Below are 13,758 nucleotides of genomic sequence, written 5' to 3'. Positions count from 1 at the left end.
TTATTTTTAAATTTTAATTAAAGCCAGAGCGGCTGTTATTTATATAGGAAGCGGGCTAAAGCTCGCTTCTTTTTATTTAGTCACTCCTTAAAATACATTTAAAACATTGGATATTAGTATTCTAAATATTGATTCATTTGTTTTTTCTTGCAGGTTTTTGTATTTTAGAGCTTTAAAACCTTGCAAATATGTTGGGAAAAAATCCAGAAAAACTGCCAGAATTATTTCGCCCGATGTTGGTGGATTTTATTGATGAGAAGCACGAACTTGTATTGCTTTCAGAAAAAATTGATTGGAATTATTTCGAGAAAGAATTTTCTCCATTGTATTCTAAAGTAGGCAATCCAAGTCATCCGATTCGGTTTATGGTGGGCTGCCTTCTTTTGAAGCACCTGTACAATTTGGGCGATGAAACCCTTGCCTCAGCGTGGATTATGAATCCTTACATGCAGTATTTTTGCGGAAGAGTTTTCTTTGAACATGAATTCCCGTGTGACCCAAGTAATTTTGTGCATTTCCGAAAAAGAATTGGCGAAAACGGTATTGAAAAAATCTTTGCCTACAGTGTAAGGATGCATGATGCAAAGGTCAATACTTCACATTTTGTTTTGTCAGATACCACGGTTCAAGAGAATAACACTACTTTTCCTACGGATGCGAAATTGTGTAAAAAAGTAATTGATTATTGCAACAAAATAGCCGAAAAAGAAGGCCTAAAGCAGAGACAGCGCTACACGAAAGTCAGCAAACGACTGGTTCGCAACACCTACAACGGCAAACATCCTAAGCGAGCTAAAATGGCAAGAAAGTCACAAAGACAATTAAAAACCATCGCCATGAGGCTGATACGAGAACTGGAACGCAATTTTACGGCAGAACAGAAAGAGTTTTACAAAAATACACTGACACTTTACGCCAAAGCGGTTACTCAAAAAAGAAACGATACCGATAAAATTTACAGCATTCACAAACCATTTACCCGATGTATTGCGAAAGGAAAAGCTCATAAACAGTATGAATTTGGAAATAAGGTGGGCTTGATAACGACCTCGGGCAAAGGCAAAAAAATCATTCTTGGGATTAAGGCATTTTTACAAACACCATACGATGGTCACACCATTGAGCCGCTTCTGGAGCAAATGGAAAACAGTGGTCAGCAACTTCCAAAAGAACTCGTTTACGATCGAGGTGGCAGAGGAAAATCGGAGATCAAAGGCGTAAAAATCTCTATTCCAAGCACTCCAAGAAAAACAGACACCGCTTATCAAAAACAAATAAAACGCAAGAAATTCAGAACTAGAGCAGCGATCGAACCTATCATCGGACACTTAAAGACGGATTTTAGGCTGGCTCAAAATTATTTCATGGGAGAAATGGGGCCACAAATCAATGCATTATTATCAGCAACCGCCTGGAATATGAAGAAAATGATGGAAATACTGAAAAAAGAATTGAGTTTATTTTTTTATCAAATACAAATTATCCTATTTTCTAATTCTATGTTTAAAAATAAATTAGAAAATAGCATTTCTTAAGGAATGACTATTTAGATTGAGAGATAATATCTTCATGTTTTAAATCAATTTTTTATTCTTTAAGCGTCTTATCTGCTTGGAAATGCTGATTACATTCCTGAAATTATTTAATTTACAAACATTCGTTTAAAAATTCATTATTTCATTACAAATATTTCAAATTTATTTATATTTTAGCATATTCTTAAATTTGTGAAAATGAAAAAACAGCTACTTTTATTTGCCTTTTCTGCCCTTGCGCTTACTTCTTGTAAAGATGACAATCTCGAAGCTTATGATATGGATATCATGAAGGGAGACTGGAAGGAAGTTAAAAGAGAAATTATTTCCGGAAAAGATAATAAAACAGTGCTTCAATCGTATCCAAACACCGGATGTGCAGCTAAAAATACTCTTTTCTTCCGAACGGATTATTATGTAAGCTATACCGCATATACAGGAATAGGTGCAGACTGTCAAATGGATCAAAAAACTGAAGGAAGATACACCTATGATGCTGACTCTAAAGTCTTGGGAATTAAACTTGACAATGAAGGAACAGCAAATTACAGAGTGGATATGCTGACAAGCAAAGATCTGAGGCTTGCCCAGCAGTTCGGAAACTTTGATCTGGATGGAGACAAAATCCCTGAAGTTACTTACGTTACTTACAAAAGATAAATCATAATACTCCCGTTAATCGGGAGTTTTTTATTAATTTTATATCTAATTTAAAACTGAATATAATGAAGAAGATTCTAACAGCATTTCTATTGCTGTTCTTTACTATTGCCTTTTCTCAGGAAAATAAACCTATGTTCTGGCAGGATATCCAGGGATTCAAAAAACTGGATCAGCAAAACCCGCCACAAAAGGATGCTATTTTATTTCTGGGAAGCTCATCATTCACCAAATGGACTGATGTAGCAGATTACTTTCCCGGCAAAACAATTATCAACAGAGGATTCGGAGGATCAAGGCTTACAGACCTTAATGATTTTGCAAATGATCTCTTAGCTCCTTATCAACCCAAGCAGATCATTATTTACTGCGGTGAAAACGATTTTGCAGACAATCATCAGCTAAAAGCCAAAATGGTAGTTGACCGATATAAAGCTTTCTATAAAAAAATCCGTGAAAAATTTCCTAATATTGAAGTAGATTATATCTCGATCAAATATTCGCCAAGCAGAGAAGTGATCTGGCCTCAAATAAAAATAGCCAACAAAAAGATCGCTGCTTTTATGAAAAAAGAACCCAATGCTGAATTCATTGATGTTACAAAAGCAATGGAAGATGCTGACGGAAACGTAAGAAAAGATATTTTTGTGGAAGATATGCTTCACTTTAAGCCGGAAGGATACAGAATCTGGGCGAAGGTGATTACTCCTTACCTGAAATAAACTATAACCCATGATAAAAAAAACAATAACCATTTTATGCTCTGTTTTACTGTATTCCCTTTCATTTTCTCAGGAAAAGCCGAATGAAAAAACAGTTCTTCAGGAACTTTCGGAAAACGCCTGCAAATGTGCTGATTCTATTTCTCTGTCTAACAGAAAGAAAGAAGATATCATCAAAGATGTTCACGGATGTATTGATAAATACACAGGAGCACTTCAGATCTCAACCCTTTTGAAAGGAGCAGAAAAACAGTCTGAAAATGTAAAAGAAGTAAACGGGAAAAAGCAGATTAATCTGACTTTTAATACCAATAAGAATTCAAAGCAGTATAAGGACAGCTATAATGATATTGAGCGCTATTTGATGCAACACTGTGAGAGCGTAAAAAGAGCTACCATCACTTCAGAAACCAGTAATGATAAGTTCTCAAAAAATCAAAAGGCTCTTGATTTCTATCAGAAAGCGGTAGATGCCTCCAAACAGGAAAACTGGAAGGATGCCATTCAGAATTATGAGCAGGCTGTAAAAGCTGACCCAAAATTTATTTACGCATGGGATAATCTGGGGATCTGCTACAGAAGAGTTGGAGAATATGATAAGGCTTTGAATGCTTATAAACAGTCATTAGCTGTAGATCCTAAAGGTAAAATGCCTTTACAGAATATCGCTATAGCCTATATCTATAAAAAAGAATATCAGAAAGCTATTGATGCCTATCATGATTTTGATAAGGTATATCCCAATGACCCTGAGGTTTATTATGGTATAGGGCAAATCTACTTCGCTCATTTGAAAGATAATGAAAAAGGACTTGATTATATCTGCAAGGCATACAGAATTTACAATGAACAGAAATCTCCTTACCGTTCTGATGCAGAAGCTGTAATTGGGCAGATTTATAAAGGTATGAAAGAGGAAGGCAAGACAGATAAGTTTAAAGAAATTTTAAAGAGCAATAACATTCAATTTGATTAAAAATAAAAACTCCCAGATCTAGTCTGGGAGTTTTTATTTTATTTCTTTCTTTTCGATTTTGAAATTGCTTTCTGCTGAGCCCTGTTGGCTCCAAACTTCTTAGGTGCCTTTCTTTTGGAAGGTCCGCCCCAGTTTTCTTTTGTATTTTTAGCCTTTTTCTCGTGGAATGCTCCTCCTCCGTCATTCAGCTTTACCTGAGCAGGATTTTTCATGACCACCTGATCTTCTTCAGCAGCAATCTTCTTAGGATTGATCTTAACCTCTTCAGGGAATTCATTAAACTTCAAATCTTTATCCATCAATAGCTCAATGTCAAGAATCAAAGGTTCTTCCTTTTTAGTAACAAAAGTAATAGCCTTTCCTTCTTTATCTGCTCTACCTGTTCTACCGATTCTGTGGATATACTGCTCCGGAATATCAGGCGTTTCAAAGTTGATGACGTGGGTAATATTTGAAATATCCAGACCTCTTGCCATTACATCTGTTGTGATCAAACCACGGATCTCTTCATTCTCAAAGCTTTTCATAGCCTTTAATCTGTAATTCTGAGATTTATTAGAGTGAATCACATCAAACTGCTCTGGGAAAAGCTCATCAATTTTGGTAAAAAGCAGATCTGCGTGTTTTTTATTATTGTTAAAAATCAACACCTTAGACATATCTTCATTATTTTTCAATAAATGTTCAAGTAAGTTGATCTTAGTATTGAAATTTTCTACTTTGTAGCCCGTTTGTTCAATTTTCTCAAGCGGTGTTCCTGATTTTGCCAGTGAAATTTCTACCGGACTGGCAAAATACACATCCAGCATATCATCTACAGCTTCCGTCATGGTGGCGGAGAAAAGAATATTCTGTCTCTTCTCTTTCATCATTTCAAAAATATGGGTAAGCTGTGGTCTGAAACCTAAATTAAGCATTTCATCAAATTCATCAATGATCAGCTTTTGAACTTCTTTCAGAGAAATGGCATTGTCTATGGCAAGATCCATCACTCTTCCCGGTGTTCCTACTAAAATATCGCAGCCATCATTGAACAGTAACTTTTGCGTATTAATATTTTTCCCACCGTATATTCCGATTACTCTTGCAGTAATATTTTCTGTCAGTTTCTCAAGGATTTCAGTTACCTGCACTACCAATTCTCTTGTAGGAACAAGTACCAAAACAGTTGGATTTCCTGTTTTGCTGTATTTCCATGTTTTCAAAACGGGCAAAAGATAAGCTAATGTTTTCCCGGTTCCGGTCTGTGCAATTCCCATTACATCCCTTCCGGAAAGAATAGGCTTCAAGCTTTTTTCCTGAATGGGGGTAGGTTCAAATAATTCCAGATCCGCTAAAACATCAAGAATTTTAACCGGAAGGTCAAAATCTGCAAAAGTGAGTTTTTCCATTTTGCAAAGATAGGTATTTAATTAGAAGTTAAAAATTAGAGGTAAGGAATTGGTCAATAGTGAATTTTGCTTCGCAAGTGAATTGTCAATTTTCCTGAAGATAAAAAAAACAAAAAACTCCAGTTATCCGGAAAATAACTGATTAACTAGCACCCAGCAACAAATTAACTCTTTAATTTACTTTTATACTATTGACTTTGATTTTAATATCATCATCTTCCCATTTACTGGAGGTCACAATAACATATCCTTTCCTTTTCGGATCTTTTCTGATAGGGAATTTATCTTCTTCCCACTGATTACAATGGGTGGAAATAGGTGGTAATAAGGGCTTCCAATTGGTTTTGTTGAGCGTATACACATAAAATGAATGCCAGCAGCTGGTACACCAGTTGGGGTAAAAACCAATCTCGTCTTTTCCATCTCCATTAAGATCTCCCAAATTATACACACTTCCCTGATTGGCAGGTGAAATGGTGATAGGTTTTATATTTTTATCACTGAAGTAAATAGTAGTTTCACATTTTCCTTCACACTCTTCACCGCAGTCGCTGACTTTGGTGTAGGCATATTCTTTGGTTCCGTTTCCGTCAAAATCGCCCTGAATTTTCTCTTCATTTCCTTGCTGGGCGGTACAGTATGAGCTAAATAATGTGATTGCTGTTATAATAAGTGTTTTCATTGTGGGGTTATAAGTTACGGGATGCAATATGTGAAGTTTTGGAATGGATAATCAGTTACTTTAAATTATATTTATTTTCTGGTTACTCTCAATAAAAGGATTACGACTAAAAGAATTGAAAAGATAAAACCTAAGACTGCTACCAAGGACAATTCTCCTATTCTGGGTCCGGATTCTGAAGAAAAAACAATAGCCGTGGCAATGATATTAGCCCCTAAAACCATGGCTAAAATCAGATTAACCACACTGGATTTGATCAGCTGGTTGGTTTTTTCTATATTTTTGATCTCACTGGAAACTGTAAATTTGTTTTCATCCAGTTTTTGAAGGACAGAACGAAGTTCTTTCGGAATTTCATCTACATTATCTGTGAAATTCATCATTCGATCCATTCCCGTTTTTAAAAGATTTTTAGGACTTATCTTTTTGGTGAAAATTTTCCTGGTGTAAGGGTGAAGACTTTTTACAATGTCCAGATCCGGATTGATATTTCTTCCAACTCCTTCTATCAGACTGATTCCTTTAAATAAAAGATAGAAATAATCCGGCATATAAAGCCTGTTATCTTTCAGAATATCTTTCATTTTATTGATGATCACCTGTACATTGATATCCTGCAATGATGAGCTGTGAACGAAATTCAGAATATCATCCACATCATTTTCGAATCTTCTTTCGTCCGGAATCTCATAGCTTATCGCCATTTTTTTGAGTGAACGTACTATTTTATGGGAGTTTTTGGCTACAAAACTTACGATAAGATTTTCCAGGATTTCTTTATCATTGGGCTGAATTTTTCCTACCGCCCCAAAATCAATGAAAACAATTTTACCGTCTTTTTTCACCAGGATATTCCCGGCATGAGGATCAGCATGGAAAAATCCGTAATCTAAGATCTGTGATACAAACAGTCTTAATCCTGTTTCAGAAACTTTTACGGGGTCTATATTATTGGCCAGGAGAAGTGATTTATCCGTAACCTTTATCCCGTCAATAAATTCCATACAAAGAATATTATTATTGGAAAATTCTTCGTAGACTTTCGGAACATATGTTTCTTTATTATTTTTAAAATTAAGACGGAACTGTAGAATATTATTTCTTTCATTTGTCAAAGAAACCTCTTCCAGCAATGATTTTTCAAAAGTGGAAATGGCCTGTTTCATATTAAGCTTCTCTCCTATTTCCGAATAGGCAGATATCAGTTTTTCAATATCTTTGATTAAAAGCAAATCATCTTCAATAACAGACTGTACATCCGGTTTTCTCAGCTTTAAAATTACCGGGCTGCCATCATTCAAAACAGCTTTATACACCTGGGCAATGGAAGCTGTGGCAATAGGTTCTTTCTGGATTTCACGAAAATAATCTTTCACGGAAATATTGAATTCACTTTCCAGCGCTTCTTCTACGTCCATATCTACTGTTTCCACTTTGTCCTGAAGCTTCTGCAGTTCCTGAATCAATTCCGGCGGTAAAAGGTCTTCCCTGTTGCTGAATGACTGGCCAAGCTTTACAAACGTAGGACCCAGCTCTTCCAGCGCCAGTCTTATTCTTTCATAAACTGTTCCTTTTGAAATAATCTCATCAGAATTGGAAGTATCTTCCTGTTTATTTCCTCCGTTCATTCTTGCCAGCATATCTTTGAATCCATATTTACTCAATACGGAAATCAGTCTTGCGGATCTTTTCAGTTTTCTTTGCTGCTTGTCAAACATAGTGTATAATAGTAAGTGCAATTTACTCCAAAAATTGTTCCTTTATCAAAAGAATTATTGCAACCACATCAATGCATAAAAATTAAAAATAACAATACATAATCAATATTTTAAAGAATAAAATACCATCATAATAATAAAAACCATCATATATTGTAAAAATTAATATATTTACAGCGTACAAATAAAACAAACCAAAAGTATTATAACATGAAAAATTTACGTAACAACAAACTTTCAAGAGCGCAATTAAAAGGGATTGCAGGAAGCGGAATCATTATCGGAAACTGCTCCAACGAATGCTGCCCTAAAGACGGAAGACCAAGATGTCCAAGACTTATTTGCCCTGCTGTAGTATGTCCTGAGTACATGTAACCCACTCAAAGAAATTTTAGGTAAAATAAAAACAGAATGCTTTTGCATTCTGTTTTGTTATTTAAGATAGGTTTCGTACAGGTCTTTTCTGCGGTCTTTCATTACCTGAACAGATCCGTTATGATGGAGGTCTTTTAACAGGTTAAGGTCTACATCCACAATCAGGGTCATTTCTGTATTGGGAGTAGCTTCTCCTTTTACGGCATTGGATGGGAAAGCAAAATCAGAAGGGGTAAATACGGCAGCCTGCCCAAACTGGATATCCATATTATTTACCTTCGGAAGGTTTCCAACGCATCCGGCAATCGCTACATAGCATTCGTTTTCTATAGCTCTTGCGGCAGCACAGTGGCGTACTCTCATATAAGCGTTTTGAGTGTCTGTCAGATAAGGAACAAATAAAATTTTCATTCCCTGATCAGCCAGAATTCTTGGTAATTCCGGAAATTCTACGTCATAGCAGATGACGAGACCTATTTTTCCGCAGTCGGTATCAAAAACCCTTATTTCATTTCCTCCTTTCATCCCGTAATATCTCTTTTCATTCGGGGTAATGTGAATCTTTCTGTATTCATCCACACGCCCGTCACGGTGCAAAAGATAACTGACATTATACAAATCATTATTATCAAAAACAGGCATACTTCCGGAAATAATATTCACATTATAACTGATGGCCAGTTCTGAAATTTTCTTTTTAATCTCCTCAGTCAGCTTTGCCAGTTCTATCATACTGTCTCTTTCGGACAGATTATTGAAAGGAGCCAGCAACGGCGTGTTGAAAAGCTCCGGGAAAAGAACAAAGTCTGATTTATAATCTCCCATTACATTCACGAAAAACTCCACCTGTTCATAAAAGGCTTCTATATCTTTAAAGTGCCTCATCTGCCACTGCACCAATCCAAGACGGATAATACTGTCCTGCATCGTATTTGGCTTTCTGCTGTAATAAATGTTGTTCCATTGCAAAAGAACCGCATTTTCTCTGGAAGCTTCATCTTCCGGCAAGTATTTTTTCAGGATTCTTATCGGAAGAAAATTATTGGAAAGCTGGAAAGACAATACCGGATCATAGATCTCTTTGTCTCTTACTTTTCTGATATATTCTCTGGGCGAGAGCTCATGGCTGTATTTGTGATAGCTTGGAATTCTGCCTCCAAGGATAATGGATTTTAAGTTTAGCTGCTCGCAAAGTTCTTTTCGTGCATCATATAACCTTCTTCCCAAACGTAATTCACGAAACTCAGGATCTACAAAGACTTCGATTCCATAAAGAACATTTCCTGTTGAAGTATGAGTGTTGAAGGTATAATTTCCAGTGATATCGCTATAGGTATGGTCATCTCCAAATTCATCGTAATTCACAATAATGGAAAGCGCTACAGCAGCCAGTTTACCATCTACCGTAATACAAATCTGTCCGTTGGGGAACATTTTTGTAAGCTTATCAATACTTTTTTTGGACCAAATGGATTCCGACATTTGCGGGTAGGCCCTTTTCATCGTTTCCGCCAGCTCATTATAATCCTGAAGGGTCAGGTTTCTTGTTTCTATTTGCATTTGATGTAATTTTACTTAAATTTAGTGAAAATATTAAACAAATACTGCTTAAAACAATAACCAATTTATTTCTATTCTTCATTTAAATGAAACCATACGCAATAACTTTACTTATAAGTATCTCCATTATTTTTATTTTAAGAATTTTTTATGCAGACTCATCAATCCATGTTTCACATAATTTAAACTTGTTTTCTGCATCTGAAATAAATCCTCAGGAAGCAAAAAGTTTTATTTACTTTTATTTAATGATCACAATGTTATTAAACTATGTTATTTTCCATAAGCATATACTATTCAAACTGATATATTGCCTGCTAATTGTTATCAATATTATACTGATCATTTTTTCATTAAAACAATTTTAATAAGTAATGTATGTTTGAAAACCTTTCTGATCAGAAGAAAATAAATTTATTTTTAATATTTTCTGCTTTATTTCTCATCTTTTTTATTTATCAGATTACAAGACCTGATGATTATGGTGATAAATTTACCATTGCTGATATTAAAGCATCCTTTGATGGAACAATTATTAAAAAAGTTGATTTAAAAAAGAATGTTTTTTTTCATGTCAAAATATCACGGAAAAATAAATTTGACACATTAATTTCTCTAGGTGAATATGTAGATAGTATAAGTATTGGTGAAAGAATAACTAAAAAAGAAAATTCACCTTTCTTTTTTGCTATCAATAATGAAGGTAATTCCCGAAAATATATTTTTACACTTATTCCCGAGCGTACTTTTAATAATGATAAATTTCTTAAAGCCTGGAAAGACAGTTGTAAAGGAAATTGGAAAGAAGTAGTAATTCATGAAAAAAATCTCAATAATTAATTTAGTAATATCATTGATTTACTTATTATTATCAATGTATTTTCAGACAGAATTTTCCCTTAATTTCACGCCGGTGATCCTGCTTATTTTAATTATTAATTTTTATATCATTCATCAGTATAATAAAAAGACAATCTTATATCTTATTAATGGTATAATCCTTTTAATATTGATCTATTTTTTAAGCATTGGAATTATTTTAAGGCAAGATTGGTAATAAAAAAATCCCACCCAAAACGGGCAGGATTTATATTTTAAATTCAAGTCAAAAATTATTCCCACTCAATCGTTGCAGGTGGTTTGCTTGAAATATCGTAAGCTACTCTGTTGATTCCTCTTACTTCATTGATAATTCTGCTTGAAACAGTATCAAGGAACTCGTAAGGAAGTCTGCTCCATGTAGCTGTCATGAAATCGATGGTATTTGCAGAACGAACTACAGCGGTGTATTCGTAAGTTCTTTCATCACCCATTACTCCTACAGATTTTACTGGAAGAAGAACAACGAATGCCTGAGATACTTTCTCGTAAAGGTCGTTTTTGTATAATTCTTCGATGAAGATATCATCAGCTTCCTGAAGGATTCTTACTTTCTCGGCATCTACCGCTCCCAATACTCTGATTCCAAGTCCCGGACCTGGGAAAGGGTGTCTGTATACCATGTGGTGAGGAATACCTAATTCTTCTCCTACTCTTCTTACTTCGTCTTTGAAAAGTTCTCTTAGTGGCTCTAATAATTCGAATTCCATATCTTCAGGAAGTCCTCCAACGTTGTGGTGAGACTTGATTACTGCAGAAGGTCCGTTTACAGACTGGCTCTCGATAACATCAGGATAAATAGTCCCCTGAGCTAAGAATTTAGCGCCTTCAATTTTGTGAGATTCTTCATCAAATACATGGATGAACTCATTACCGATGATTTTTCTTTTCGCTTCAGGATCGTCTACTCCAGCTAGTTTTGAAAGGAACCTATCCTGAGCATCCACCATTTTAATGTTCATATGGAAATGCTCTCCATACTGATCCATTACTTTTTTACCTTCATCCTTTCTCAATAATCCTGTATCTACGAAGATACAAGTTAACTGATCACCGATTGCTTTGTGAATCAAAACTGCGGCTACAGAAGAGTCTACCCCTCCAGAAAGTCCAAGGATTACTTTGTTGTCTCCTACTTTCTCACGGATTTCCTCAACTGTTTTTTCAATATAGTTCGTCAGTTTCCAGTTTTTCTCTGAGTTACAGATTCCGAAAACAAAATTTTCAAGCATTTTTCCTCCTTCTTCTGTATGAGAAACTTCCGGGTGGAACTGAACACAGTAGATTTTACTTTCTTCATTAGAGATAGAAGCAATTACGCCTGATTTCGCATTTAATTCAAACCCTGCAGGCAGTTCTCCTACTTCGTCAAAGTGGCTCATCCAAACTACAGAGTTCTGAGTAACTCCTTTCAATAAAGAGCTTTCTTTAACGATCTCAAGGTTTGCTTTACCATACTCTCCTTTTTCTCCTTTGTTTACTTTACCTCCTAAAAGGTGAGCAGTCATCTGCATTCCGTAACAGATTCCCAACACAGGAACTCCTTGCTCATATAAAGCTTTTTCAACCAGGTGGGCATTTTCTGCATTTACAGAGCTTGGTCCGCCGGAAAGGATGATTCCCTTTGGCTGTTTTGCTAAAATATCTTGTAATGGTGTATTGTAAGGCAAGATCTCAGAATATACACCCATCTCACGGATTCTTCTTCCGATAAGCTGGTTGTACTGGGATCCGAAATCTAAAATAATAATACCGTTGTTCATTGTTGATAATTGATAAATGATGATTGATAAATGATAGTGCTAATGGCCGCTGGCTAATGGCTTCTGGCTTGGAGATCATTTCCAAATATACCTTCAACCAACTCATTTCTAACCTCTAGCCTCTAACTTCTAATTATTAACTGTTTTACAAAAAAAGACTTGGAATGGCTCCAAATCTTTTTTCGTGATTTTTATTAAAACTTTCCGATGTCGTCTCTGTAGAAGCCGTAATCGAAATGTACGTGACTTGCGTCTTCGTAAACTTTTTTGCGGGCATCTTCGAAAGTAGCACCGGTAGCTACAATGTTCAGAACTCTACCACCGTTGGAAACCACTTTGTCTCCTTTGCTGATTGCTCCTGCATATAATAGTTTACTATGTTTTAGTTTATCTTCTCCTGTAATTTCGAAACCTGTTTCGATGTTTCTTGGATAACCTCCTGAACACATTACAAGACAAACTGCTTTTTCGTCTTTAAATTTAAGCTGAATATCTTTTCCATCCATACAATCCTGGATCACATCAAGAAGGTTGTTTTCCATCAACGCCATCAATACCTGAGTTTCAGGATCTCCGAATCTCATGTTGTATTCAAGAAGGTAAGCTCCGTTTTTCGTTACCATCAATCCGAAGAAGATGATTCCTTTAAATCCGAAACCTTCAGCTTTAAGACCTTTAATGGTAGGTTCTAAGATATTTTTCTCAAAATCTGCATAGTGCTCCTGAGTAAATTCCGGACTTGGTGCGATTGAACCCATACCTCCTGTGTTAGGTCCTGTATCTCCGTTTCCAGCTTTTTTATAATCTTTTGCTGCTACACATGGAAATAATTTATCTCCGTTAGAGAAAGCAATAATAGACGCTTCAAAACCTTGTAAATATTCTTCAATAACTAAACGAATACCAGCATCTCCATAGATTCTTCTGATCATAAAATCATGGATTGTAGCTTCAGCTTCTTCCAGAGTATCACAGATCACAACACCTTTTCCTCCAGCTAAACCACTTGCTTTAACTACTAAAGGATACTGCTGGGTCTTCACATACTCTATAGCTTCGTTATATGAATCAAATACCACAGCTTTAGCTGTTTTGATATCATAGGTCTGCATAAATTTCTTAGAGAAAGCTTTACTACCTTCAAGGCTCGCTACTTTCTGAGTAGGACCGAAAACTTTAAGATCGTGTTTTTTAAATTCGTCCTTAATACCCGCTACAAGAGGAGCTTCCGGACCTACGATCGTAAGATCAATCTTTTCTTTAATGGCGAAATCTCTAAGTTCTTTGATTTCCGATAAATGAACATTTTTCCCTATTACATCGGTAGTAGCATTCCCGTTGGCAAAAAACATTTTAGAAATTCTTGAGTCATTCTGAAGCTTTGCCGCTAAAGCAGATTCTCTACCGCCTTCACCTATGATTAATATTCTCATACTTTATATTATTATCTAGTCTTATTTTACAAATATATAATTTTGAATGCTAAAAAATACAATC

Annotated in this window: 12 protein-coding genes; 6 read left to right on the top strand and 6 right to left on the bottom strand. The window is 35.5% G+C overall.

Features of this window, described 5'->3' with window-relative positions; genetic code table 11:
* The first annotated feature begins 188 nt into the window (after window positions 1-188).
* The 4 genes from CLU97_RS07375 to CLU97_RS07360 all read left to right on the top strand — a co-directional run bounded on the left by CLU97_RS07375 (window position 189) and on the right by CLU97_RS07360 (window position 3,893).
* Window positions 189-1,535: an IS5 family transposase gene (locus tag CLU97_RS07375; protein WP_121486246.1), complete on the top strand. Its 1,347-nt coding sequence runs from the start codon at window positions 189-191 to the stop codon at window positions 1,533-1,535.
* 198 nt (window positions 1,536-1,733) lie between these two features.
* Entirely contained in the window at window positions 1,734-2,195 is a 462-nt protein-coding gene (locus CLU97_RS07370; protein WP_121487351.1) for a lipocalin family protein, read from the top strand.
* A gap of 65 nt (window positions 2,196-2,260) precedes the next feature.
* A complete protein-coding gene (locus tag CLU97_RS07365) occupies window positions 2,261-2,917 on the top strand; it encodes a GDSL-type esterase/lipase family protein (RefSeq protein ID WP_121487350.1) in 657 nt (218 codons plus the stop codon).
* Window positions 2,918-2,927: 10 nt separating this feature from the next.
* Window positions 2,928-3,893, top strand: a complete 966-nt coding sequence (locus CLU97_RS07360) for a tetratricopeptide repeat protein (RefSeq protein WP_121487349.1) — start codon at window positions 2,928-2,930, stop codon at window positions 3,891-3,893.
* A 38-nt stretch (window positions 3,894-3,931) separates the two neighbouring features.
* On the opposite strand, the gene CLU97_RS07355 is transcribed toward CLU97_RS07360, so the two are convergent.
* From CLU97_RS07355 to CLU97_RS07345, 3 genes are all read right to left on the bottom strand, one after another.
* Window positions 3,932-5,284 (bottom strand): DEAD/DEAH box helicase, encoded by a 1,353-nt coding sequence (locus CLU97_RS07355; protein WP_121487348.1) that lies wholly within the window; start codon window positions 5,282-5,284, stop codon window positions 3,932-3,934.
* 172 nt (window positions 5,285-5,456) lie between these two features.
* Window positions 5,457-5,966 carry a hypothetical protein gene (locus CLU97_RS07350; RefSeq protein ID WP_121487347.1) on the bottom strand — a complete coding sequence of 170 codons (510 nt, stop codon included), beginning with the start codon at window positions 5,964-5,966 and terminating at the stop codon, window positions 5,457-5,459.
* Between the two features lie 71 nt (window positions 5,967-6,037).
* The gene (locus CLU97_RS07345) at window positions 6,038-7,684 is read right to left on the bottom strand and encodes an ABC1 kinase family protein (protein WP_121487346.1); all 1,647 of its coding nucleotides are present in this window, start codon (window positions 7,682-7,684) and stop codon (window positions 6,038-6,040) included.
* 210 nt (window positions 7,685-7,894) lie between these two features.
* Between CLU97_RS07345 and CLU97_RS23605 the strand changes: the two genes are divergently transcribed.
* Window positions 7,895-8,059 carry a hypothetical protein gene (locus tag CLU97_RS23605; RefSeq protein WP_167358481.1) on the top strand — a complete coding sequence of 55 codons (165 nt, stop codon included), beginning with the start codon at window positions 7,895-7,897 and terminating at the stop codon, window positions 8,057-8,059.
* Window positions 8,060-8,116: 57 nt separating this feature from the next.
* Here CLU97_RS23605 and CLU97_RS07340 read toward each other — a convergent pair whose 3' ends face one another.
* A complete protein-coding gene (locus CLU97_RS07340) occupies window positions 8,117-9,619 on the bottom strand; it encodes a carbon-nitrogen hydrolase family protein (protein ID WP_121487345.1) in 1,503 nt (500 codons plus the stop codon).
* Window positions 9,620-9,997: 378 nt separating this feature from the next.
* Between CLU97_RS07340 and CLU97_RS07335 the strand changes: the two genes are divergently transcribed.
* Window positions 9,998-10,459 carry a hypothetical protein gene (locus CLU97_RS07335; RefSeq protein WP_121487344.1) on the top strand — a complete coding sequence of 154 codons (462 nt, stop codon included), beginning with the start codon at window positions 9,998-10,000 and terminating at the stop codon, window positions 10,457-10,459.
* Between the two features lie 272 nt (window positions 10,460-10,731).
* Here CLU97_RS07335 and guaA read toward each other — a convergent pair whose 3' ends face one another.
* Together guaA and purD are read right to left on the bottom strand one after the other, a co-directional pair.
* Window positions 10,732-12,279: a glutamine-hydrolyzing GMP synthase gene (gene guaA, locus CLU97_RS07330; protein WP_410493420.1), complete on the bottom strand. Its 1,548-nt coding sequence runs from the start codon at window positions 12,277-12,279 to the stop codon at window positions 10,732-10,734.
* A 176-nt stretch (window positions 12,280-12,455) separates the two neighbouring features.
* On the bottom strand, window positions 12,456-13,694 hold the full coding sequence (gene purD / locus CLU97_RS07325; RefSeq protein WP_121487343.1) for a phosphoribosylamine--glycine ligase: 1,239 nt from the start codon (window positions 13,692-13,694) through the stop codon (window positions 12,456-12,458).
* Window positions 13,695-13,758: the final 64 nt, after the last annotated feature.

The sequence above is a fragment of the Chryseobacterium sp. 7 genome (genome assembly GCF_003663845.1).
Classification (GTDB): Bacteria; Bacteroidota; Bacteroidia; order Flavobacteriales; family Weeksellaceae; genus Chryseobacterium.
This window is presented reverse-complemented; position numbering and strand designations above follow the sequence as displayed.

Bases quoted from the DNA above. Each gene is read 5' to 3' on its own strand.
- CLU97_RS07355 (WP_121487348.1), bottom strand. From the start codon at position 5,284: ATGGAAAAACTCACTTTTGCAGATTTTGACCTTCCGGTTAAAATTCTT.
- CLU97_RS07370 (WP_121487351.1), top strand. From the start codon at position 1,734: ATGAAAAAACAGCTACTTTTATTTGCCTTTTCTGCCCTTGCGCTTACT.
- CLU97_RS07375 (WP_121486246.1), top strand. From the start codon at position 189: ATGTTGGGAAAAAATCCAGAAAAACTGCCAGAATTATTTCGCCCGATG.
- CLU97_RS07360 (WP_121487349.1), top strand. From the start codon at position 2,928: ATGATAAAAAAAACAATAACCATTTTATGCTCTGTTTTACTGTATTCC.
- CLU97_RS07335 (WP_121487344.1), top strand. From the start codon at position 9,998: ATGTTTGAAAACCTTTCTGATCAGAAGAAAATAAATTTATTTTTAATA.
- purD (WP_121487343.1), bottom strand. From the start codon at position 13,694: ATGAGAATATTAATCATAGGTGAAGGCGGTAGAGAATCTGCTTTAGCG.
- CLU97_RS07345 (WP_121487346.1), bottom strand. From the start codon at position 7,684: ATGTTTGACAAGCAGCAAAGAAAACTGAAAAGATCCGCAAGACTGATT.
- CLU97_RS23605 (WP_167358481.1), top strand. From the start codon at position 7,895: ATGAAAAATTTACGTAACAACAAACTTTCAAGAGCGCAATTAAAAGGG.
- CLU97_RS07365 (WP_121487350.1), top strand. From the start codon at position 2,261: ATGAAGAAGATTCTAACAGCATTTCTATTGCTGTTCTTTACTATTGCC.
- CLU97_RS07340 (WP_121487345.1), bottom strand. From the start codon at position 9,619: ATGCAAATAGAAACAAGAAACCTGACCCTTCAGGATTATAATGAGCTG.
- CLU97_RS07350 (WP_121487347.1), bottom strand. From the start codon at position 5,966: ATGAAAACACTTATTATAACAGCAATCACATTATTTAGCTCATACTGT.